The organism is Glycocaulis albus (assembly GCF_014639075.1).
Classification (GTDB): domain Bacteria; phylum Pseudomonadota; class Alphaproteobacteria; order Caulobacterales; family Maricaulaceae; genus Glycocaulis; species Glycocaulis albus.
In genome coordinates this window covers 24,544-47,383 of the sequence record NZ_BMFS01000014.1, presented here as the reverse complement: position 1 = coordinate 47,383, position 22,840 = coordinate 24,544, and the positions used below count along the sequence as shown (strand labels likewise).

Genomic DNA, 22,840 nt, shown 5'->3' with positions numbered 1-22,840 from the left:
TCACTTTGTTAGCGAAACTAACTCTAGCGGGTTTCGCGGACTGCCTCAACCCCCGCAAGGGTGTTTGCGTATTGTAAATCCATCGGCTCTAGTGGGCGCATGGACTCCCGTCTCAAGCAGATGATTCAGAACAACCCCGTCTCCCACGCCATGGACGTGGTGGGAGAGGCGTGGACCATGCTGATCCTGCGTGAGGCGTTCCGGGGTGCGCGCCGGTTTGATGACTGGATGGAACGGCTGGCCATCGCCCGCTCGGTACTGGCCCGGCGGTTGAAGACGTTGACCGATGCCGGGTTGCTTTCCCGCCGCCAGTATCAGACGCGGCCAGACCGCTACGAGTACGTTCTGACCGCAATGGGACGCGACCTTTATGGCGTCGCGATCATGCTTATCCTCTGGGAGCAGGACTGGTCACCGCGCTCTGACCCGGCCCGCGCGATCAGGCTTGTCGCGCGCGATGGCAGCGGCGCGGTGGAACCGATCATGGCCGGTGAAGACAGCGGGGCCCCCATCCTGCCGGGAGACGTCATGCCCAGGCCCGGGCCGGTGCCCGGAAAGGCGCCCGCCCTGAAAGAGATGCGCCGCCGGAAAGTCCAGCCCGCCATGCGCGCCAGCGGCAAGCCTATCGAGCTGGGGATAGAGCTGTTCGGAGATTACTGGACCAATCTGGTGCTGGCCGCGTGCTTCTACCGGGTGCGGCGCTATGACGATTTCCTGAAAACGCTGGATGTGTCGACCAGCGTGCTGGCAGACCGGCTCGAAAGTCTGGTTTCCCACGGAATCCTTGCGCGCAAACGCTACCAGATACGCCCTGAACGCTTCGAATATGTGCTCACCCAGCGCGGACTGGCCCTCTACCCGACTGTGCTGGCCTTCTTCGCCTGGGGCGCACGCTGGCTGTGCGAGCCGGGCAAGCTGCCTGTCGAACTGGTTTCCCAGACGACCGGAAAGACCGTGCTGCCGGTTCTGCGTAACGCCGTGACCGGCGAGGAGATTGATGCGCGCAGCGTGCGGCCGGTGCCGGCCCTCTCGGCCAGCGAACGCGCCGCTATCAGCGCCGCGCAGTAGAACACGGCAAGGAGGCGCCCATGAAAGCCCCGCGATTTGAAAGCATAGAGGCCTATCACGGCGCACAGTCCAAGGCTGACCGGACGATATGCGACACGCTCCGGCATGTGATCGACGACGCGCTGCCGGAAGCGGAAAGCAAGATCTGGCATGCCCACCCGGTCTGGTTCCTCGATGGCAATCCGGTCACCGGCTATAGCAAGCTGAAGTCTTGCGTGCGCCTGCTGTTCTGGAGCGGGCAGTCCTTTGAAACGCCGGGTCTGAAGCCCGAAGGCACATTCAAGGCCGCGGAGGCGCGCTACACGGCGCCCGAGCAGATCGACGAAGATCTCCTGCGCCGCTGGCTGGCCGAAGCACGTACCGTGCAATGGGACTACCGCAATCTGATCAGGCGCAAGGGCAGGCTGGAGCGGCTGGTCTGAAAAAAAGGGCGGCACCGTGAGGCACCGCCCTTCCCGTCTTACGTCTGTCCCCGAAAGACTATCCGCCCAGACGCATACGGAACTGCGCGCCGAAGGTGCGCGGCGGCGCGAACACCGTGAACCCGATATCGAGGTTCTTGATGATATGGCTGGGATAGAGCTCGTCGGTGAGGTTGCGGCCCCACAGCGAGATATCCCAGTTGGCATCGTCCGGTCCCCAGCTCAGCCGGGCATCGACCGTGCCATAGGATTCCACCAGCGTTTCCGGCGCGTTGGACGGGTCGAAATAGTAGTCACCCGTCCAGTTATAGTCGACGCGCGCACGCGCCGTACCGGACGCTATGGGAAGCTCCAGTGCCGCATAGACATTGTACTGATGCTCCGGTGAACGGGTCAGCTGGTTGCCGTTATAGGGCAGCACGCCGAGATTGGAGACCGCATCGGAGGTGTACTGGGCATCGAGATAGGCGTAGGAGCCGCCGAACTCGAAATACTCATTGGCCTGGAAGGCGAATTCCGCCTCCACGCCACGGATTTCCGCATCCGCGTTCGAGGTCGACAGGGCAAGGCCCAACAGCTCATAAACCTGCAGGCTTTGATAGTCGGTGTAGAACGCCGCCAGATTGAAGATGCCCCGGCCTTCGGCGAAGGTCGATTTCATCCCGATCTCGAAATTGTCGAGAATTTCCGGATCAAGCGCAGTGGTTGCCTGCGCGGCGCTTTGTGCCTGGCTGGGATAGAGGCCGGACTTGTAGCCGCGGTCATAGGACGCATAGAGCATCACATTGTCCGATGCCTGCCAGTCCAGCGCCAGCCGCCAGGTCGGCTCGGTCCAGCTTTCGCTGCCCGAAGCGCCATTGGGATAGGCGACACCCGGAGGCGGGCCAAGCGGGATACCCGGGAAAGGTCCGCCCGGTGTCGCATTGTCGACGCCGCGGGCGAATATCTCCTTGGAGTCGTAGGTAAGCCGGCCACCTACAGTCAGATTCAGCGTATCGGCCAGCGGCATGGTGAGCTGGGCAAACACGGCGGCAGACTGGTTCGTGGCTTCCTGGAAGAAGGTCACGTCACCCGACGCAATGGCGGGCAGCGGTGCGCGGGCATCCACGACGAAATTTTCGTTGCGGTCCACTTCCTCGTGGAAGAGGTAGAGCCCGGCCACCCAGAACGCGCCATTATCGAGCGTGCGTGACAGGCGGAATTCCTGCGTGAACTGCCAGGCCTCGTCCTGGTTGACGTCTTCCACGCGCAATACATACGGCGGAACCGGAAGGCCGCCCAGATCATCAAACCAGGAAAATTCGAGGCCCCGATAGGAGGTCAGCGAGGTGAAATCCATGTCGCCCAGAGTGGTGTCGGCGCGGAAAAGCACGCCCCAGCTGTCACGCTCCTGGAAGGTATCCGGATCGGAGAAGCTCTGACGCTCGTCGAGCCCGGCCCGGATGGCGCCGATCAGGCCCACAAAGGCCGGGTTGGTGTTCGGGCCGAGCACCGGAACGCGGGCCTGCCCGTCGGTTTCGTCCGAGGCATAGTCGGCCTGAGCCAGGAAGCTCCAATTGCCGGCATCCCAGCTGATCGAACCGCGCACGCCCCAGGTGCTGGAACCGCCCAGGTCAGCACCCGACGGCACGCTTTCAGAGTAGCCGTCATTGGCCTGGTAGAGGAAAGCCAGGCGTCCGGCGGCGCCCTGATCACCGAGCGGGCCGTTCAGCACGGCGCTGACCAGACGGTCATTATAGTCGCCATAGCCGAAGGTGAACTCGCCAAAGGATTGCGTGGCATCCGGGCGGGCCGAGATGATGTTCACCGCGCCGCCAGCCGCGTTGCGGCCATAGAGCGTGCCTTGCGGACCGCGCAGCACCTCGACACGCTCGATGTCGAAGAAGCTGAGGGCGCCGCCACCGGCCCGGCCGATATAGACCTCGTCGATGGATACCGCGACAGAGGGATCACCCGCTGCCGAGTCGGACGTGGAACCGATGCCCCGGATATAGAGCTGCGGCTCACCGATATTGAACCGCGTCATGGTGAAGCCGGGCGTGCGCTCGGCAATGCCCTCGACACCGGCAATCGACGAATCGCGCAAATCCGCAGCGCTGAAGGCGGTCACGGCGACCGGCACGTCCTGCACGGACTGTTCGCGGCGCTGGGCCGTCACGGTGATGATTTCGGCGGACTGCGCAATCGCGGTGCCGGCCGAGGCCAGCGCGCCCGTCAGTGCCATCGCACCGACAGACAGGCGCAGCCACGCTTTTGATCTGTTCATTCGAACCTCCCCTGAACTTCTCTTGGATTCCGGTAAAGACAGGTGGAATCGCCCGCCTCACCGTATCAGGCACACCATAACTTCAATAAACGAACTAACTCAAGGTCACTTTTTTAAAGAAACCGTCATGTTGGCCCGGAGTGTGGCGCAAAGAACGCGGCTTGCCTCAGCCGGGCCTGCGCATCTGCACGACACGGAAGCGCGGCGCGACGAAGGCAAGGTCGGTCAGGCTGGCATTGCCCGCCGGATTGAGCCCGGTGACGTGATAATCCGAATAGGCGCCCATGAAATTCATCGGCATGCCCCGGTCTATATTGATGCTGACCGAGGCCCCGGCGCCCAGATAGTCTGGCTCGGCGGCGTCGATGAAGCTCTCGTCGGTGGAATAGAGATAGGAGGCGATGGCACCGCGCGTTCGCGCCTGCGAGGTGGCCAGACGCACACCCTCCTGCGCGCTGTCGACGGGAATCACGAAGCTGACCGGGCCGAAGCGCTCCTCGCCATAGAAATCCTCATTGGCCGGATCGCACTCGATCAGGACGGGGCTGGCGGTGCGGGCTTGCGGGTAGTCCGGGTTCGAAACCGGGCCGGAGCGGCGCAAGATATTGCCCTCCGCTTCGCCCTTGCGGGTCATGGCCTCGACATTCTCGATGGTCGCATCGGCTTGCACGGCAGCCGCGATGGCCGGCCCCAGCGTGTTGTCGCCCGCGATTTTGTCCATCGCAGACACCAGCGTTTCCACCGCGTCGTCATAGGCAATAATTCCGTCCGGGGTCTGCACGCCGGAACGCGGGATGAAGACATTCTGCGGCGCGGTGCACATCTGGGCGGCAAACGTCACCATGGCGCGCGCGACCGTGTGGGCGACGCGGCCAAAATCGTTCGCCGAATGGATCACGACCGAGTTGCAGCCCGCGGTCTCGGTGAAGACCAGCCGCCCGGGGCAGTTATTCTCGATCCAGGTGCCGAAGCGCTGCGAACCGGTATAATCGACGATCCGGCAATCAGGCTGCTCGAGCAGCCGGATCGTGATCTGGTCCATCGGCTCGTCCGCCGCCAGCAGGACAAGGTTTGGATCGTAGCCTGCCTTCTCCAGCACCTCGCGGCAGGTGCGCACGGCCATGGCGACCGGCAGCACGCCGGTAGGGTGCGGTTTCACTATAACGGGATTACCGGTCATCAGATTGGCGGTCATCGCCGGGTAGGCGTTCCACAAAGGGAAGGTGGCACAGCAAATGACGACCGCCGGACCCAGCGGCACACGCACATAACGCTTTTTCAGGCTGACGGGCTCCGGCTCAAGGAAGCGCTTGGTCCAGCTGGCGGTCTCAGGCACGTCCTGCATGGCTTTCATGGCGTAGACAAGCGCTTCCAGCCCGCGGTCCAGCGCATTCGCGCCGGAGCCGGAAAATGCCATCACATAGCCCTGCCCGGCCGTATGCATGGTAGCGTGCGCGTTCTCGAATGCGTTGCGCTCCATCGCAAACAGCATCTCGGTGATGATGCCTGCGCGCTCCTCCACGCTCGCCTTCGTCCAGCCACTCATCGCCTTGCGCGACGCAGCAAACAAGGCTGCCGGATCGGATTTGGGATAGGTGATCCCCAGCGGCTCCCGGGTATAGGGCGACACTTCAGCTCCGACCGTTCCGATGGTTCCGGGCTGCTCGAGATCGAACGGCTTGCCCAGCTGCGCCTCGAAGCGGGACTTGCCAAGGCGGGGTGCCTCCTCGCCATGCAGTTTCGCGCTGGGCGATTCCCTGAACGGGCTCCAGTGGTCGCGGATCCTGACGGCCTTCAATGCCGTGTCCAGCGTTTCGCGGTGCTGATCGTAGAGCCGGGCTGCAACGCTCATGAAAATCCCTCCGGAGCGGACATTTCTTTTACCAAGATGATTGCATAACCGGCACGCGCCGGTATCGTCGGAGCAGAAAGTATCTTTATCGAAGTTACAGGGCAACCCGGCAACCGCCCGCTTCAAGGCAGTGGTTTGATGGACAGTGTTTACATCACCGGCGCAGCCATGACCCCGCTCGGCAAGCATCCGGCACGTTCAGTGAAGGATCTGACCCGGGAGGCGGTTATGGCAGCACTTGCCGATGCCGGGCTCTCGCCGGACCGTATCGAGGCGGCCCTGTTTTCGAACACCCGCCAGCCCATGCTGGAAGGCCAGAATGCCGTACGCGGCGAGATTGCGCTTAGCCCCCTTGGCATTGAAGGGATCAGGATCGTCAACGTGGAAAACGCCTGTGCATCCGGCTCGTCTGCCGTGGCGCTGGGTGCGTCCATGATCCGCGCAGGCGAGGCTGAGACAGTTCTCGCCGTTGGCGCGGAGAAGATGGTTTTCCCTGACCGGACCGATCAGGTGATGGCGGCCTTCCGGGGCGGCACCGATATCGAACGCATAGATGAAACAGCGAGCACGATGGCAGCCCTTGGGGCCGAGCTGATACCGCCAGACGCCCCGGAAGCACCGCGCAGCTTCTTCATGGACATCTATGCCGGGATCGCGCGCGCCCATATGGAGGCTTTCGGCACGACGCGCCAGCAATTGGCGATCGCCGCTGCCAAGAACCACACCCACGCTGCCTCAAACCCGAATGCGCAATACCGCACACCCTTCACGCCGGAGGACGTGCTGGCCGACAAGGCGGTAATCTGGCCCCTCACCCGCGCCATGTGCGCGCCGGTCAGCGACGGGGCAGCGGCCATCGTGCTGCAATCGGCCTGCGCCGCGAAGGGTAATGCCCGCGCGGTAAAACTGGCCGGAACAGGCTGGACGACAGCCCGCGGGCGGCTCATCACTGACTGGGACCGCCATCTGGGCAAGCGGGCGGCGGACATGGCGTGGGAGGCATCCGGGCTTGGCCCTGCCGATATGCACATCGCTGAGGTGCATGACGCGACAAGCTTTGCCGAAATCCTGCAGATCGAAAATCTTGGCCTGTGCCCGCGCGGACAAGGTGGCGCCTTTACCGCCTCGGGCGCGACGGCGCGCGGCGGCCGCATTCCGGTCAATGCCGGCGGAGGGCTTGTCGCCAAGGGCCATCCGGTGGGGGCAACCGGCATTGTCCAGATCGCGGAAATGTGCGCGCAGCTACGGGGGGAAGCCGGCAACATGCAGGTCGAAAACGCCCGCGCCGGCGTGTGTGAGAATGGGGGCGGGTTTCTCGGCGTCGAGGAGGCCGTGACCTTGGTGACGGTGCTGACGCGATGATACAGCCAACGCTTTCCACCCATCCGGTCAGCCTGTTCTGGGAGGCTGCGCGCCGATTCCCCGATCACGGCGCAGCCTGCGAGTATGATGCCGAAGGACGCCTGATCGGGCGGATCGGCTTTTATGCGCTTTCCCAGCGTGTGCGCAGCCTGGCTGCGCATCTGGCGAGCCGCTTTGCGCCTGGCGCACGCATTGCGCTATCTGCCCCCAACACGATCGACCACGTCGCGGCGTATCTGGCGATCCAGTCAGCAGGACTGGTCTGGGTGCCGCTGAACCCCAGCAACGGGCCGCAGCTCAATGCTGCAGCCATTGGGAAGGCGAAACCCGACCTAATCCTTGCCGGGCCCGACGAGGCACGGATACTCGCTCCGCTGGCGGAGGGCGTGGAAACCATACCGGAAAACCTGGCGCCGGCGCCCGGTTTCGAACCGCTGGTGCGCAAGCCCGAAGACACAATGGCTGTCAAGTTCACTGGCGGCTCGACGGGCGAGCCCAAGGGCGTGATCCAGTCCAACCGGTCAGTAATGGCCAACATCATCAATATGGAAGAGCGTTTCGGAGCGCAGACCAAGCCGGTCTTTCTGGCCTGCTCGCCCCTTACGCATGGCGCGTCACACTTTGTGCTGCCCACGCTGGCGCGTGGCGGCAGGCTGGTATTGCTGCACAAGGCCGAGCCCAACCTCATCCTGCGGCTGCTGCGCGACGAAGCCGTGACGGAGAGCTTCATGGCCCCGACGCTGATCATGCGGCTGTGTGCGCTGGTGGACAGGCCGATTGAAGCGCCAGCGCTCCGGCGCATCATCTATGGCGCCGCGCCCATGCCCGCAGACCAGCTGCTGAGGGCCCAGCGGTCTTTCGGAGCGCGCATTGCCGGTCTTTACGGGCAGACCGAAGCGCCCATGACCATCGCCGCGATCACCGAATCCGAACTGGCAGATCCACGGCTCTCCAACTCGGTCGGCAAGGCGGGGCGGTTATGCGAAATCGCGATCACCGGAAGCGAGGGGGAGGCACTTCGCCCAGGCCAGACAGGCGAGATTACCGTGAAGGGACCGCTCCTGATGGACGGCTATCTCGACGATGTCTCGCGCACCAGAGACACGCTGCGCGGCGGCTGGCTGCATACCGGAGATCTGGGGCATCTTGATCGTGAGGGCTATCTGTTCATCACCGGCCGGGCGAGCGACATGCTGATCTCGGGCGGTTACAACATCCACCCTGCAGAAGTTGAGGCTGCGCTGCTGACCTTGCCGGGCGTCGATGAGGCATGCGCGTTTGCCGTGCCTGATCCTCAGTGGGGGGAGCGCCTGGAGGCGGCCGTTACACCCTTGAGGGGACATAGCCTCGATACCAGCCAGCTTGTACTGCTGGCGCGAGAGCTTCTGGGGCCTGTAAAGACGCCCAAGGCCATCCACCTTCTGGCGCGCCTGCCCCGCAATCCTGTTGGCAAGGTCACACGCTCCAGCGTACGCAGTGTCGTGTACCCGCCGCAGACCGACGAGCGCAGCAACAGCCAATGACTTTGCCTGACCGCCTGATGGATCATTTTGGCAGCCACGAGGCCCAGGCACGCTTCTGGGGGCTGCTGAACGCACGCGTGATCGAGCTGGGTGACGGCCGGGCGAGGCTGGAAATTCCCGTCGCGAAACACTGGCTGAACCTGAATAACGCGGTGCATGGCGGGGCCAGCGCCGGCTGGCTTGATCAGGTGGCAGGGCTGGCCACCAATACGCTGTGCGGACCCGGCGAGGTCTTTGTGACAGCGACTGCAAGCCTGCAGTACCGGCGCCCTTTTGCGCCTGAAGACGGGCCTGCGCTCGCATACGCTGAAGTCACCGGGCGGACAGGCCGCAAGGCAACCACCCACGCCCGCATCACCAACCGGCAGGGCGGCATAACGCTGGAAGGCGAGTTCCTGTTCATTCTGACAGCGCGGCGTGAAAACGTGACGCAGCCATCCGCCCCCGCTGCCGATTGATAGCGCTCGAAACCGGCGCTAGGTCTGGGCGGTGACAGTGACGCAGGAGATGGCCGACCATGACCCGTAAGGCAGTTCTGACCTCTGTGGTGTTGACCCTGATTCTCGCGGCGTGCGGGGAGAGCGACAGCGCAACCCCGTCGCCGCAACCGCAAACCCACGGCGGCGCGCCCGAAACAACGGCCACGGCCGATGAGGCCCAAGCGATCCTGTCCGGCCTTGGCGAGCCTTACGCATCGGCAAATCTCGATAATGGCCGCCGGCTGTTCCGGCGCTGTGCCTCGTGCCACACGCTGGGTGCGGATGACCGTCATCTGGTAGGCCCGAACCTGCATGGCATGTTCGGGCGGCAGGTTGGCGAGGCAGAGGGCTTCCGGTTCTCGCGCGCGCTCGAACAGGCCGACTTTGTGTGGACCAAGGCCGAGCTGGACCAGTGGCTGGCCAACCCCCGCACCTACCTTCCCGGCAATCGCATGAGCTTTGCGGGCCTGCGCGACGAGAGCGACCGCAACGACCTGATCGCCTTTCTGGCCGTGGAAACGGCGCGCTAGCGCCGCTGCCTACTCCGCCGGTTGCTGGATCGTATCGGTGCCCCCAAGGCTCTGGCCGGCCTGGCGGGCCTCTTTCTCCAGCTGACGCGATACCCAGTTGGGTGTCTTGGTGTACTTGCCGAATACGGCATAGGCGGTGGGCACCACGAAGAGCGTGAACAGGGTTGCAACCATCACACCGGTGAAGATGACCACACCGATGGTGATACGGCTCTCAGAGCCCGGACCGTAGGCCATGACCAGCGGGAAGGCGCCAATGGCCGTCGAGATGCCGGTCATCAGGATGGGGCGGAATCGTGTGGCTGCGGCCTCGAGTGTCGCCTCTGCGACGCTCATGCCTTCCTCGCGCAGCTGATTGGCAAATTCCACGATGAGAATGCCGTTCTTGGCGGCCAGCCCCACCAGAATGATCAATCCGATCTGGGAATAGATGTTCAGTGAGGAGCCCGCCATGTAGAGGCCGAACAGGCCGCCGGCGACCGCGAGCGGGACGGTCAGCATGATGACCAGCGGCTGGATGAAGCTTTCAAACTGCGCTGCCAGAACCAGGAACACGATCAGCAATGCCATGGCGAATGCGAACAGCATTGCATTGTTGGATTCGAGAAATTCGCGCGCGCTGCCGACGTACTCGGTGGCCATGTCGGCGGGCAGTTGCGAGGTGGAGTAACTGTCCAGCCAGTCGATCGCCTCACCCAGCGTGTAGCCATCGGCCAGCGTCGCCGACACGGTGATGGAGCGCTGCCGGTTAAAGCGGTTGCGTTCCTGCGCTTCGCCGGTCTCGCGCAGGGATATCAGGTTTGACAGCGGGATCAGCTCGCCTGCGCCACCGCGCACATAGAGCATTTCCAGATCAGACTGGCTGGAGCGCTGTTCGCGGCGGTTTTCCGCGATCACGTTATAGGCTTCACCCCGGTCGATGAACTGGCCCATGCGCCGTGACCCCAGATGGGTCTGCAGGGTGCGGCCAATGTCCGACACCGACACACCAAGCGCTGCGGCCCGTTCCCGGTCGATATCCACCACCAGGCGCGGCGAGGTAGGCTCATAGTCCTTGCGGGCCCGCAGAAGATTGGGATTGGTTTCCTCGAGCGTCGCGATCAGCCGGTCGGCCTCACGGTCGATGAGGTCGTAGTCCGAGCCTTGCAGGACGATCTGGATATCATCCCCGCCGCCACCGCCACCGCCCAGCGACGACCGCATGGAGGCAAAGGCCCGCACGCCGGTCAGCTGGCCAAGGCGCTGATTGACCTCGTTGACGATCTCCATGCCCGGGCGGCGTTCGCCCCATGGGGTCATCGTGCCGACCACGATCCCGCTGGAGAAATCCGAGCCGCCGCCAAAGCCGGGCACGACCACCAGCACGCGGCGCAGCTCGCCCGCTTCGACATACTCCATGAGAATGTCTTCGATGATGTCGGCCTGTTCGGCGGTGTATTCAAAGCTCGCCCCGTCCGCGGCGCTGAACCGGCTGAAGAAATTGCCGCGGTCCTCGGGCGGTGTCAGTTCGCTGGGCAACTGGCTGAACAGGAACACCGACCCGCCTACGGCTGCCACAACAAAGGGAATGATCAGCCAGGGAAGCGACAGGACGACGTCGAGCGACTCCTTGTAGGCGTTGCGCAGCCTTGTGACGCCCTTGTCCACCCAGCGCGCCGGCCCGCGCACGCCCTCGCTTGGCCGGACCAGCTTCGAGCTCATCATCGGCGACAGGGTCAGCGCCACAAAGCTGGACAGCACCACAGCGCCGGTAATCGCGACGGCGAGCTCGGTAAAGATCCGTCCGATCAGGCCGGGCAATACCACCAGCGGCACGAACACGGCCACCAGCGTTGCCGTGGTAGCGATGACGGCAAAGAATACCTGGCGGGCGCCCTGAAGCGAAGCCAGCTTCGGCGGCTCGCCCAGATCGACCCGGCGCTGGATATTCTCCATAACCACGATGGAATCGTCGACCACCAGCCCGATGGCGAGCACCAGCGCGAGAAGGGTCAGAATGTTGATGGAGAAGCCGAAAGCCGCCAGTACGGCAAACACGCCGATCAGGCAGACCGGCACCACCGCAGCCGGGATAACCGCAGCACGGAAGCTGCCGAGGAACAGGTAGATCACCAGCACCACAAGCGTGGCGGCAACCGCCAGCGTGCGCCAGACCTCGTTGATCGATTCCCGGATGAAAACGGTATCATCGGACGCGTTGAGCAGCTGCATGCCTTCGGGCAGTTGCGGGCTCACACGGTCCGCTTCGGCGCGTATCGCGTCGGCCACCGCGACAGCGTTCGACCGGCTCTGCCGGATGAAGCCGATGCCGATCATGTTCTGGCCATTGCCCCGGAACAGGGCGCGTTCCTGTTCGGCTGCAAGCTCTACATCGGCGATCTCGCCAAGCCGGACAATGTGGCCGTCACCGCGCGTGATCGGCAGGCGGCGGAAGCTGTCTTCGGTGGCAAACAGGCGCTCGACGCGGACAACCAGCTGGCTGGAGGTTGTTTCAAGGGACCCGCCGGGCAGTTCCACATTCTCTGCACGCAGCGCGTTTTCGATATCTGCCACGGTAAGCTGGCGGGCGGCCATGGCCTGCGGGTCCAGCCAGATGCGCATCGCATAGCGGCGCTGGCCGCCGATCTGCACCTGGGAAATGCCGTCAATGACAGAGAACCGGTCAACCAGGAAGCGGTCGGCATAGTCGGTCAGCTCTTCTGCCGTCATCGATTCCGACAGGAGGTTGTACCAGAGGAAGGGACGGGCGTCGGAATCCTGCTTGGTGACAATCACCTCCTCGACATCCGGCGGCAGTTGCCGGCGGGCGCGCGATACCGCCTCACGCACATCGTTGGCGGCCGCTTCAAGATCACGGCCGAGGCGGAAGGTGATCGATATCCGCGACTCGCCATCTTCGGAACTGGAGCGGATCGTATCGACCCCCTCAATTCCGCCCAGCGCGCCTTCAATGGGCTGCGTGACCTGATTTTCCATCACCTCGGCATTGGCACCAGGAAAGTCTGCCCGAACCGACACGACCGGCTGGTCGACATCGGGCAGTTCGCGAAGCGGCAGGTCGCGTATGCCCAGAACCCCGAAAACCACAATCAGCGCGCTGGCTACAAAGGCGATAACCGGGCGGCGGACGGCGATATCAGACAGAGTCATGGATTTGCGCTCCCGGCAGAGGTGCCAGCGGCCGCGGCGGCGACCGCGTTGTCCGCCGTCCGGGGGCCCTGGACGGCGTCACGCGGCGAAATGCGCGCGCCATCGCGTATGCGGTGAACGCCCTGACGCACGATGACCGTGCCGGCTTCAAGGCCGTCCAGCACTTCCAGAAAGCCGTCCGAACGGGCGCCGACGCGAATTTCGCGCTGTACGGCATACTGGCCTGCCTCGTCCTGTGCCACGGTATAGACGAACACCTGGTCACGAAGCCGTGTAATGGCGGTTTCCGGCACGGAAGGCCGTGTGCGCGGATCACGCCGGACCTGCACCGTCATCAGAAGACCTGGCCGCAACCGCCCGTCCGCATTGTCGATTTCCGCACGCACGGTCACGGCGCGTGTGGCCGGATCAATGCGGCTGTCGATCTGGGTGATCTGACCTGTGAACTCTTCACCGGGAAAGGCCGATGTGAGGGCGACAATTTCCATACCGGCCGATACCGTGGCGAGGAAACGCTCCGGCAAGGTGAAGTCCAGCTTGATGATGCTCGTATCATCAAGCTGCGCAATCGTGTCTCCGGGGCGCACAAGCTGGCCCAGGCTCACGGCCCTCAGCCCCACGACACCGTCAAACGGGGCGCGGATGAGCCGGTCAGCCACGCGGGCCTCCAGCGCTGCTACGCGGGCGCGGGCGCGCTCCGCATTTGCCTGGATTTCATCAAGGCGCGAACGCGGCGCGACACCACGTTCGGTAAGATCCCGGATACGCTCCAGCTCCTGCTGCGCTTCGCGCAGCGAGGCGCGCGCCTCGGACAGGCCAGCCACCTCCTCGGCATCACGCAACTCGACGAGAATGTCGCCAGCGGCCACCTGCTGACCAGAGTCAAAGTGGATGCGCGAGATGGTGTCGGAGATTTTGGCGGTGACAAGCACCGACTCATTGGCATTGGCGGTACCCAACGCCTCGACAATGTCGGCAAAGCTGCGCGTCTCGACCTCGTACAGGGCAACCGGCGTCGCCATGCCGCGCATCTGACCGGCGCCGCCCGTGTTCTGCGATACGGCCCGCACGACCACAGCCGCGGCCATGCCGGCAAATACGATGGCAACAATGATCAAAAACATGGCGCGGCGCATGGCGGTCTCACTATTTTCTTTTGCGTAGCGATATGCGTCGCCGGTCACAAAAAGCAAAATGAATTCGCCGTGATGAGCACATGGCCGCTCGCGCGGCAGCGGCCCTGGCGGACGCTAGAACCGCCGCCACAGGCGGACAAAGGCCGCCCGCTCGCGTGCCGAATTGTCGGTGTGAAGCGTTCCTAGAAGACCCGCCGAGACCGAAAACCCGGCCGGCGCGTCATACACGGCGCTGATCTGGGCGCGATGGCCGGAATAGGCAAGCGCACCCGGCTGGCGCCCGGCGTGCACCGAAAATGTTTCCGTGAGAATACGCCAGCGCGGTGACACCGGCACACCCAGCGCGGTATCGAAACGCCACTCTTCGCCGCCTCTTTCGGACAGGGACCGGCGGGCGATCTGGATATCGGCAAATCCGTCCCGGCCAAATGCGCGTCCGGCGAGCAGGCGCGTCTCGACATCGCCGCCGCCTGTGCCAAAGCGCTGATTGTTCCGGTTTTCACCACTGGCTTCAAACGTACGCGAAAGCTGCGCGGAGACGACCCAGGCGCCCCTTTCCAGAAGTTTCAGCCGCACGCCGGCCTCGGTGCCGCCAACGGCTATCAGCGCATTGCTGAAGGCGCTGTCCGCCACTTCATCGGGGGCGGCCCGCGTCTCTCCGAGCGACTGCACAGCAATGCGTCCGACCAGCGTCAGCCGGTCGAGCACGCCATATTCGGCATAAAAGCTGACTTCGGATTTACGCAGTTCGGTGCCGCCCGGAGCAGTCAACCAGTGCGAGGAATAGCCGGTCAGCAGGATGCCCTCGCCGCGCTTCTGGGTCCAGGCACCGGCGCGCGCTTCAGACGGCAGGGCCGCCAGCAGCACGGGCGCGCAGGCGGCCAACGCCCATGCGCCGCCTCTCATCAGCCAGACCTACGCGTCATACCCCGGGGACTGCCTGTCGACCCGGCCGCGCAGCGCGGCCCACGCAATTTCCTTGAAGAATTCGTTGGTGAAGGCCTGCTCGCCCTGGGCATAGACCCGGTCCTGCATGTCCTTGCCCCATTCGACCAGTTCAGCGCCCTGTGCCAGCGTCTGCATCTTGCAGGCGCGCTCCAGCATGTACATGCGCACATAGCAGGAGAAGGGATGATCGCCGCAAGTCAGCGTGCCGTGATTATTGAGGATCATCAGATTCTTCGCGCCAAGGTCGGCTACCAGACGTTCTTTCTCGTCCTCTTCCAGCGCGATGCCCTCATAACCGTGATAGGCGACATCCTTCATCACCGTCATCGCGCTTTGCGAGATCGGCAGAAGGCCGCGCTTCTGCGCCGATACGGCAACGCCCTGATCGGTATGCAGGTGCATGATCACCTTCACATCGGGCCGGGCATGATGGATTGCCGAATGGATGGTGAAACCTGCCGGATTGATGCCGTATTGGCTGGGCGGCAGGACATTGCCCTCAAGGTCCACCTTGACGAGGTTGGAGGCGGTGACGTCCTCAAACAGCAGGCCGAACGGGTTCAAGAGGAAATACTCCTCCGGCCCCGGCACGCGCATGGAAATGTGGGTGAAGAAAAGATCATCCCAGCCATGCATGAAGATCAGACGGTAGAGCGCGGCGAGGTCGCAGCGCGCCTTCCATTCCTCGGCTGAAACCTGATCCTTTATGGAAAGCTGGGCGCGGTCATCCATGACATGTCTCCCGTGCGGACCCGCCCGGCGGGCCTTTCGCTGATCGTCTGGTCAAGAATTGCGCGCAGACCGGCGCACGTCAAATCAAGTCCGCCGCGCCCGCCCCGTTCAGCGCTCCATCGCGCCCTTGCCCGCCAGTATTTTCGGGCGGAACTTCTCAATACGCGCCTGCCGGGTGGCCGGGGCCTTGGCCGAACCGATATTGATCACATAGCTTTTCTGCCGCCCCGGTGTCAGCGCGTGAAACGCCTCTGCAAGCACAGGGTCGTGGTCGAGCGCCTCGGCAAGTTCATCGGGCGATTCGATTTCCGCCTCCTCATGGACCGGCTTGATGCCAGCATCGGCATACGCCATCGCTTCGGCGAGATAGGCCCGGAGCACCGGCTCCAGCCGGGTCACCCCGGCGGTGCTGGTGAAGCCAATCATGTCAGCATGCCGGCAGTTGGGCCCGCTTTTGCGCAACACGCCTTCGGGATCCTTCATCAGGGCCGCGTTGAAGAAACTGAGCCGGAAATCGCCACGAAAGGCACCGATGATCGCGATATTGCGGCCAGCGTGCATATAGCAGGGATGGCCCCATTTGGCGGTTTCGGTCAGTCCAGCTTCAAGGCACAGCCGGCGCAAAGCCTCCAGCCCGTCAATCCACTGGCGGGTGGAACACTCCGGCGTGGCAAACCGCTCGCAGCGCCCGCACCCCTTGGCGAAGTAGTCCGCGGCGTCGGCAATCATCGCGCGGACCGGCATGCTCACACATCCTTCGCCAGCCGCAGCCCCGTCATCTGCCACTGTGCCTGGGGCGGGAAGAAGTTGCGGTAGCTGGCGCGCACATGACCGGGCGGGGTGAGGGCAGACCCGCCCTTCAGCACGAACTGGCCGCACATGAACTTGCCATTGTATTCGCCCAGCGCGCCGCCTTGTGCGCGATAGCCCGGATAGGGGGCGTAGGCAGAGCGCGTCCATTGCCATACGCCGCCAAACAGGCTGCCCTGATCAGCAGCAGACGGATGCAGCCATCCATCAGGCGCCATGGCGCGGGTTGCCTGCGGGTCATGCTGGCGCGCGGCCAGCTCCCATTCACGCTCCTCCGGCAGGCGGTAGCCCGTCCACTCGGCAAAGGCACTGGCCTCGAAATAGTCGAGATGACTGACCGGCGCCGAAGGATCCAGTTCGCGTTCGCCGTGCAGGGTGAATTCACGCCATTCGCCCGGGGCGCCGCGCCAGTAGAGCGGGCAGAGCCTGCCTTGTGCCTGAATACGCGCCCAGCCATCGGACAGCCACAGGCCGGCGGCCTCATATCCGCCATCTGCGATAAATTCGGCGTATTGTGCGTTCGTGACGCAATGGGTGGACAGCGCAAACGGACCCAGCCAGGCCTTGTGGCGCGGGCCTTCATTGTCGAAGAAAAAGCCGCCGCCATCGGCGCCAAATTCGTCCAGCCCGCCTGTACATTCGATCCAGCCCGCAACCGGGCCTGGCTGGACGGACGGCGGCTCCGCCTTGCCATAAGCCTCCCCGAAAGGATTGACGCTCAGGACATGCTTGATGTCGGTCAGGATCAGTTCCTGATGTTGCTCCTCATGGGCGATGCCGGTTTCAATCAGAGCCGCGATCTGGCCCAGCACGGCGTCGTCACAGGCCGCGATCAGACGCTCCATCGCGCCATCGACGTGTGCGCGGTAAGCCATGACATGGGCAACGCCCGGACGCGTGATGTGGCCACGCGCTGCGCGCGGCTGACGCTCGCCCAACGCCTCGTAATAGGAATTGAACAGATAGCCGAAACGCGGGTCGAAGGCCTCATACCCGGGCAGGTACGGCTCCAGCAGGAAGGTTTCCCAAAACCAGCTGGTGTGAGCCAGATGCCATTTGGACGGGGACACGTCCTCCATGGTCTGGGCGCCCATATCCTCATCCGACAGGCGCGATGTCAGGGCGGTGGACCGCGAACGCAGCCGGTGAAACCGCTCGACGAGACGGGCGCGCATCGCATGCCCCGGATCGTCAGGCACCATGATTGCGGTTTCAGTAGCCATAGCGGGTCCGCTTTTCGTCTGCTGTCTGAATCAAGTCTGGCATACCCGGAAGGGTTACGGAAAGGTGCGCCGGACGTTCCATCGGCGCTTTCGCCCCTTGCACGGCTTCACGGGCACCGCTTGAATGGGAATCTCCGCTTGCCTCGTTTACGGATTTTCCCCATGCGCCTGGCCTTTCACGCCGCCGACCGGCCCGATGCGCTCAGCGCGCGCAATGCGCTGGTCAAACGCTATGGCGATTGCCCGCTTGTGGAGGCCGACTGTGTTGTCGCGCTGGGCGGAGATGGCTGCATGCTGGACGCGCTGCATGCGGTCATGGGCCACAACATCCCGGTTTACGGGATGAATTTCGGCTCTGTCGGCTTCCTGATGAACGATCCTGTTCACGACGACCTGCCAGCGCATCTTCAGGCCGCCGAGAAGGCGATCATTCACCCCTTGCGGGCCATGGGCACGAGCGTGTCCGGCGAGTCCTTCGAATCCCTGGCGATCAACGAGGTTTCGCTGCTGCGCCAGACACGGCAGACGGCCAAGGTCCGCATATTCATCGACGGGGTGGAGCGCATGGAAGAGCTGGCGGCCGATGGCGTGCTCGTCTCCACCCCTGCCGGTTCAACAGCCTATAATTTCTCTGCGCACGGGCCGATCCTGCCGATCGATGCGAGCCTGCTGGCGCTGACCCCTATCAGCGCGTTCCGGCCACGCCGCTGGCGCGGCGCGCTGCTGAGCCATTCCAGCACCGTGAAATTCGACGTGATAGAGCCGGTTCGCCGTCCGGTCGCAGCGGTGGCAGACAATCGCGAGTTTCGCGATGTCAGTTCTGTCACAATAGCCGAGGCGGGCGATGTGACGCTGACCATGCTGTTCGATGCCGGCCGGGCACTGGATGAGCGCATCATTCTCGAGCAATTCACGTCTTAAACCGCAGCTTAGCCGGATATTAAGCAAGTGCCGCGTAGTGTTTGCCTCCAAACTGGGGGACACTGCAAACGAGGTTGCGTTTTGGCTGGCGAACTTCCTGCCGACATCGCCTTTACCAAACTGCGCGTGCTGCTGGTCGATGACAACGCGGCCATGCGCGGGCTGGTTCGCGCCGTTCTGGGTGCGTTTGGCTGCGACAATGTATTCGAGGCGGCCGACGCCAAGCGCGCGCTGAGTATCTTGTCTGTCGAACAGATCGACGTAATCATCACGGACTGGAAGATGGCGCCGGTGGACGGGCTGGCTCTGGTCCGGCATTTGCGCAACCCTGAAAAGAGCAGCAATCCCTTCATCCCCATCGTAATGCTGACCGCTTATGCCGAACCCTCGCGGGTCCGCGAAGCGCGGGACGCCGGAGTTACCGAGTTCCTCGTCAAGCCGTTTTCGGCCGAGCAGCTCTACAAGCGCCTGCAGGTCATCGTGAACCGCCCGCGCCCGTTCGTGCGCACCAAGGTATTTTTCGGACCCGACAGGCGGCGTCTGAACAATGAGTATGAAGGGCCGGAACGTCGCGAAGACGCGGCACTCTAGGATATAAGGGGAAGGGACAAGGCCATGACGCAACGCGAGCGACCCATAGAGATCATCAATCCGCCCAACATGCTGAAAGTCAAAGTGGGCGGGCGCATTGCGCCAGCCGACCCGGCCGCCATTGCGCGCGCCGAGGCGGCACTCGCCGAAATGAAGGAAGAGTTCTCCGACTGGCTGGCCGAAGAGGTCGACAAGCTGGAAGCCGCGCTGGCCAAGGTGCAGGCGCAAGGCCTGACCAGCGAGGCCGGCGACGAGCTGTTCACCGTCGCGCATGATCTGCGCGGCCTTGGCGCGACCTACGAGTTTCCGCTGGTCACCCGCATGGCAGCATCCCTCTCACGCCTGGTGGAAACCGGCGAGAAGCGCGAGCTTGTGCCGGTACAGCTTGTGGAAGCCCATGTCGGCGCCATCCGCGCAGCCCTGCGTCAGAATATCCGCACGGACGAACATGCGGTTGGCCGTACACTGGCCGAAGAGCTGGAAACGCGGGTTATCGCGCTGGTCGGCGCGCCGGCCTGAGCCGGCGCCGCATCCCGGCTATCGCGATCAGCCTGCCTGGCGCGCCGCGCCGGCGGGCACATCCTCGTTGATAGCGTGCATATCGGCCTCAAGCCGCGACATGCAGTATTCCAGATCCGCCTCCGGCGCGCCCTGAAACTGGGTGAAGATGCGCTGGGTCAGCGCCGCGCGGAACTTCATCACATCAGCTGGCCCCTGCCCGCCCATTTCCAGCGAGTGATAGGCGGCGACCGATGCCCGGACCGCCGGCAGAATCCGGCGTGGCAGGCCTGAGCGTTCAAAGACAGCATCCAGCCCCAGAGGCCCGGCATCGTGTATCAGCAGCCAGGCCTTGGCGTGCGGAATACCAGCCAGCTCGGCCATGCAATGTTCGAAAAAGCTCATATGACCGCGGAACAGCGCCCGCAGGATCAGTGAGGGCGTGAGCCGCCCATTCATCTGCAATTGCTGGACGAACCGGCGCGGGTCCGGACTCAGGCCTGCCTGCTCGACCAGATCGACTGTCGCCCGTTCGCGTGTCGCCTCCGCCAGCTCCACGGCCAGTTGCGGCGGGAGCGCATGGCGCGACACCAGGCGTTCCACAGCTGCCTCGGAAATCACATTGATAAGTTTTTCAGTGACTTCCATCGGCAAGCTGGCACGCTCTACGAAGTGCTCGAGCATGGCAGGCTGATCCCGGTAGCGCTCGAAAGTCAGTGCGTAGCAACCGGCATCGAAATGCGCGCCGTCATTGGCGATTACACGTTGCACCGCCGGGTCAGCACCGCGCATGACCAGCTCCCGCACGACCTTTCCGGGCACTTCGGCGCGCCCGGCAATCGCGAGCTGCCGTATGACCGTGCCGGAGCGGACAATTTCGGTGAGGTCGTCCTCGGTCAGCGAGGGAGATCCGGCGATAACGGGAACGGCAATGGAATCGATATCGGCGGCGAGCTTGCGGGCGACATCGCGCGGAAGGTTCGGGGAGCGGGCCAACGTAACCGACAAGGCCCGCCGCACAATCTCGGCGGCATCGCCGGCGAGAACTTCAAGGATGGCGTTGGCTGCCTGACGCTCGCTTTGTGTGAGGCCGGGCATGGATATGCGCGCGCAGATCTTGCGTGCGGCTAGCGCCCTGCCCTCATCGTCCTGCGCGCTGGCAAGCCGGGCGACATCCTCGCGGGTGAGCCGCGCTCTCAAAGCCTGTACACTCATGGCCTCAAACTCCCAGACAACACGCACACCCGGCACACACAAGCGTGCGCCCGAAATCTTAACGGGTTATTGCTGCACACCAGCCAGCCGTCAGGAGCGCCGCCCGCGGCTGCGCAGCGGCATATCCAGCGTGTTCAGGATTTCCATTACCGCCGGCGACAATACGGCACCCGGCGCACCGCCTGTCGCGTATCCGGACACGCCCGCCCGCAGGTTTTCCCGCACCCTCTGCAAGCTGGCACCCGGCTGGGCCTCGGCCACCATGCGAGGCGCCGCGACCGTATCGGGCACATTGGCGACCGGACGCTCGCGGGTGAGGAATGACAGGAGCTCAGACGCGCTGCGCGGCCGCGCGCCGTCAAAGAACACGCGCCGGTTGGCTGATGCCGCATCGGGAAACAGCGCATCGGCACGCATGTCGGGATTTGTGTGAGCCGTCTCGATCAGGCGCGCGGCGCGCGATGCACCGAGGAAGTGGGCGGCGTAAAGCTCGCCGGTTGTCGGCTCGCGGCCAGTGGCGGAACGCAGGATAGCAGCGTTTTCCGCCGTCAGCTCACCAGCCATCAGGCTGGCTGCGCGCGGGTCAAAGCGCATGTCGAGAATTTCCTGGCGGCGCGCAGGGTCATCGACCACAAACCGGTTGCCGTCCTGGCGGACCGACGATGCCATGTCGCCATAGCCATGCCGCTCGCCATGGCGGGCCACCATGGCAAGCCAGGTCTGCTCGATAAACTGGAACATGCCTGATGCGCTGGACGTGCTGGCGCGCGCGCCTGCGTCGAAATTGCTTTCCCTGGCCGCCGTGCGCATCAGAAAGTCGAAATTCGCACCCGTGGCGCTGGCCGCGTCCGAAATCAGACGCGAGGGCGAGAACGTGTTCTGCAACTGGCCTGCGAGGACATTACCAATGCGGTCGGGCATGAGAACGGGACGCTCCGAAAAAGAATCGCTTGCACCCTATCTCACCTGCCGGAGGATAAGCCTTCGTTAACCGTAATCCGGCGCGAAGGGGACGATGTCGTCGTCCAGCCTGCCCCCGGCGATCAGCGCGGCAAGGCCTTCGGCCAGCACGGGGGCCAGCATGACTCCATGCCGGTAAGCTCCGAGCGACACCACGAGGCCGGGCTCAGCCAGACCCGCCCGCGGCATCAGGCCCGGCAAGGCAGGCCGCACACCCGCCCAATGTGATAGCGGTGCCATGGAGGCAATCTGCGGCACATGACGCGCCGCGCGTGCGATCAGCTCTCTGGCCATGTCCGGTTCCGTGCCGGCATCGCTTCTGCCCGGCTCCACACTGGCACCGATCAGCAGGCGTCCGCCGGGCTTGGCGGCCAGATATACGTCGCCGCCGCGCAGAATTGGCCAGTCCAGCGGCGCGCCTGCATCCACGATGAGTGCCTGCCCCTTGACCGGGTAGATGTCCGCCGCGGCGGGATGCAGCTCTGTGGCGGCCCAACCGGCAGCCAGCGCCACGAAATCGGCCTCAATCACATCGCCGGATGCCAGCCGGACATGCCAGGCATCGCCCTGGCGATGCAGCGCTACCACACGCGACTGCTCACGCATGATGCCGCCGCGCGCAGTGATCGCCGCGATCAGCGCCGAGGCAAGCAAGGGCGCGGATACTTGCGCCTCGCCGGGCAGAAAGGCAGCACCCTGCGGCATGACAAGGCCGGGAATATGTGCGCTGGCCTGCTCCGCGCGGAGAAGGCGCGCTTGCACACCGTGCCCGGCCAGCCAGTCCACGATGCCAGGCGAGCCGGGCAGCAGCGCTCCGCACCGGCGATAGCCGATATCCACGCCCGTTTCAGCCTGTAGCTGGCGCGCCCAGCCGGGCCAGAGCGAAGCGCTCCGGCGCGCCAGAACCCCAAACGCTCCCGATAGAGGATGCGCCCGCTGGCGCCCCTCCCAGAGCTCGGCCCCCGGAGCGATCATGCCCGCAGATGCCGACAAAGCGCCTTGTCCTGCCTTACCAGCGTCACAAATAACGGTATTAATTCCGCGCAATGACAGCGCATACGCCAGTGCTAGCCCGGCTGCCCCGGCACCGATGATGCACACGCGTGGAGCGTCGTTACGCATATCACCCTCGCTTGACGAACCTCTGGTTCGAG

General features: G+C 64.1%; 20 protein-coding genes. 9 read left to right on the top strand and 11 right to left on the bottom strand.

The genetic code is table 11. The annotated features are described in order from the left end of the window. Nucleotides 1–120: 120 nt before the first annotated feature. Together IEV75_RS12735 and IEV75_RS12730 are read left to right on the top strand one after the other, a co-directional pair. A complete protein-coding gene (locus IEV75_RS12735; protein ID WP_188452958.1) occupies nucleotides 121–1,068 on the top strand; it encodes a winged helix-turn-helix transcriptional regulator in 948 nt (315 codons plus the stop codon). Nucleotides 1,069–1,088: 20 nt separating this feature from the next. Beyond that, a complete protein-coding gene (locus tag IEV75_RS12730; RefSeq protein WP_188452957.1) occupies nucleotides 1,089–1,490 on the top strand; it encodes a DUF1801 domain-containing protein in 402 nt (133 codons plus the stop codon). 58 nt (nucleotides 1,491–1,548) lie between these two features. On the opposite strand, the gene IEV75_RS12725 is transcribed toward IEV75_RS12730, so the two are convergent. Both IEV75_RS12725 and paaN read right to left on the bottom strand, forming a co-directional pair. Next, nucleotides 1,549–3,756 carry a TonB-dependent receptor gene (locus IEV75_RS12725; RefSeq protein ID WP_188452956.1) on the bottom strand — a complete coding sequence of 736 codons (2,208 nt, stop codon included), beginning with the start codon at nucleotides 3,754–3,756 and terminating at the stop codon, nucleotides 1,549–1,551. Nucleotides 3,757–3,922: 166 nt separating this feature from the next. Next, nucleotides 3,923–5,608 carry a phenylacetic acid degradation protein PaaN gene (gene paaN / locus IEV75_RS12720; RefSeq protein WP_188452955.1) on the bottom strand — a complete coding sequence of 562 codons (1,686 nt, stop codon included), beginning with the start codon at nucleotides 5,606–5,608 and terminating at the stop codon, nucleotides 3,923–3,925. A gap of 138 nt (nucleotides 5,609–5,746) precedes the next feature. On the opposite strand from paaN, the gene IEV75_RS12715 reads away from it, so the two are divergent. The 4 genes from IEV75_RS12715 to IEV75_RS12700 are packed head-to-tail and all read left to right on the top strand — an operon-like array spanning nucleotide 5,747 to nucleotide 9,502. Further along, a complete protein-coding gene (locus IEV75_RS12715; protein WP_188452954.1) occupies nucleotides 5,747–6,970 on the top strand; it encodes a thiolase family protein in 1,224 nt (407 codons plus the stop codon). Next, a complete protein-coding gene (locus tag IEV75_RS12710; RefSeq protein WP_188452953.1) occupies nucleotides 6,967–8,493 on the top strand; it encodes a class I adenylate-forming enzyme family protein in 1,527 nt (508 codons plus the stop codon). The genes IEV75_RS12715 and IEV75_RS12710 overlap by 4 nt, the downstream gene beginning before the upstream one ends. Then, nucleotides 8,490–8,951 (top strand): PaaI family thioesterase, encoded by a 462-nt coding sequence (locus IEV75_RS12705; RefSeq protein ID WP_188452952.1) that lies wholly within the window; start codon nucleotides 8,490–8,492, stop codon nucleotides 8,949–8,951. Before IEV75_RS12710 ends, IEV75_RS12705 begins: the two co-directional genes overlap by 4 nt. A gap of 59 nt (nucleotides 8,952–9,010) precedes the next feature. Next, the gene (locus IEV75_RS12700) at nucleotides 9,011–9,502 is read left to right on the top strand and encodes a c-type cytochrome (RefSeq protein ID WP_188452951.1); all 492 of its coding nucleotides are present in this window, start codon (nucleotides 9,011–9,013) and stop codon (nucleotides 9,500–9,502) included. 9 nt (nucleotides 9,503–9,511) lie between these two features. Here IEV75_RS12700 and IEV75_RS12695 read toward each other — a convergent pair whose 3' ends face one another. The 6 genes from IEV75_RS12695 to egtB form a co-directional block, all read right to left on the bottom strand. Continuing rightward, nucleotides 9,512–12,652 (bottom strand): efflux RND transporter permease subunit, encoded by a 3,141-nt coding sequence (locus IEV75_RS12695; RefSeq protein ID WP_188452950.1) that lies wholly within the window; start codon nucleotides 12,650–12,652, stop codon nucleotides 9,512–9,514. Beyond that, nucleotides 12,649–13,776 carry an efflux RND transporter periplasmic adaptor subunit gene (locus tag IEV75_RS12690; protein ID WP_233351863.1) on the bottom strand — a complete coding sequence of 376 codons (1,128 nt, stop codon included), beginning with the start codon at nucleotides 13,774–13,776 and terminating at the stop codon, nucleotides 12,649–12,651. Before IEV75_RS12690 ends, IEV75_RS12695 begins: the two co-directional genes overlap by 4 nt. Nucleotides 13,777–13,902: 126 nt before the next feature. After that, nucleotides 13,903–14,694, bottom strand: a complete 792-nt coding sequence (locus IEV75_RS12685; RefSeq protein WP_188452948.1) for a hypothetical protein — start codon at nucleotides 14,692–14,694, stop codon at nucleotides 13,903–13,905. 9 nt (nucleotides 14,695–14,703) lie between these two features. Further along, the gene (locus tag IEV75_RS12680; protein WP_188452947.1) at nucleotides 14,704–15,468 is read right to left on the bottom strand and encodes a class II aldolase/adducin family protein; all 765 of its coding nucleotides are present in this window, start codon (nucleotides 15,466–15,468) and stop codon (nucleotides 14,704–14,706) included. 108 nt (nucleotides 15,469–15,576) lie between these two features. Continuing rightward, complete coding sequence (locus tag IEV75_RS12675) at nucleotides 15,577–16,197, bottom strand: YdeI/OmpD-associated family protein (protein ID WP_188452970.1); 621 nt, start codon at nucleotides 16,195–16,197, stop codon at nucleotides 15,577–15,579. A gap of 17 nt (nucleotides 16,198–16,214) precedes the next feature. Further along, the gene (gene egtB / locus IEV75_RS12670; RefSeq protein WP_233351861.1) at nucleotides 16,215–17,501 is read right to left on the bottom strand and encodes an ergothioneine biosynthesis protein EgtB; all 1,287 of its coding nucleotides are present in this window, start codon (nucleotides 17,499–17,501) and stop codon (nucleotides 16,215–16,217) included. A gap of 162 nt (nucleotides 17,502–17,663) precedes the next feature. On the opposite strand from egtB, the gene IEV75_RS12665 reads away from it, so the two are divergent. The 3 genes from IEV75_RS12665 (at nucleotide 17,664) to IEV75_RS12655 (ending at nucleotide 19,532) form a co-directional block, all read left to right on the top strand. Continuing rightward, nucleotides 17,664–18,422 (top strand): NAD kinase, encoded by a 759-nt coding sequence (locus IEV75_RS12665; protein WP_188452946.1) that lies wholly within the window; start codon nucleotides 17,664–17,666, stop codon nucleotides 18,420–18,422. Between the two features lie 81 nt (nucleotides 18,423–18,503). Continuing rightward, on the top strand, nucleotides 18,504–19,013 hold the full coding sequence (locus IEV75_RS12660) for a response regulator (RefSeq protein WP_188452945.1): 510 nt from the start codon (nucleotides 18,504–18,506) through the stop codon (nucleotides 19,011–19,013). A gap of 24 nt (nucleotides 19,014–19,037) precedes the next feature. Continuing rightward, nucleotides 19,038–19,532 carry an Hpt domain-containing protein gene (locus IEV75_RS12655; protein ID WP_188452944.1) on the top strand — a complete coding sequence of 165 codons (495 nt, stop codon included), beginning with the start codon at nucleotides 19,038–19,040 and terminating at the stop codon, nucleotides 19,530–19,532. A 27-nt stretch (nucleotides 19,533–19,559) separates the two neighbouring features. Here the strand turns inward: IEV75_RS12655 and spbR are convergent, their stop codons facing one another. From spbR to IEV75_RS12640, 3 genes are all read right to left on the bottom strand, one after another. Next, a complete protein-coding gene (gene spbR, locus IEV75_RS12650; RefSeq protein WP_188452943.1) occupies nucleotides 19,560–20,726 on the bottom strand; it encodes a SpbR family protein in 1,167 nt (388 codons plus the stop codon). Between the two features lie 90 nt (nucleotides 20,727–20,816). Continuing rightward, a complete protein-coding gene (locus IEV75_RS12645; RefSeq protein ID WP_188452942.1) occupies nucleotides 20,817–21,647 on the bottom strand; it encodes a lysozyme family protein in 831 nt (276 codons plus the stop codon). Between the two features lie 66 nt (nucleotides 21,648–21,713). Further along, nucleotides 21,714–22,808, bottom strand: a complete 1,095-nt coding sequence (locus IEV75_RS12640) for an NAD(P)/FAD-dependent oxidoreductase (RefSeq protein WP_188452941.1) — start codon at nucleotides 22,806–22,808, stop codon at nucleotides 21,714–21,716. Between the last annotated feature and the right edge of the window lie 32 nt (nucleotides 22,809–22,840).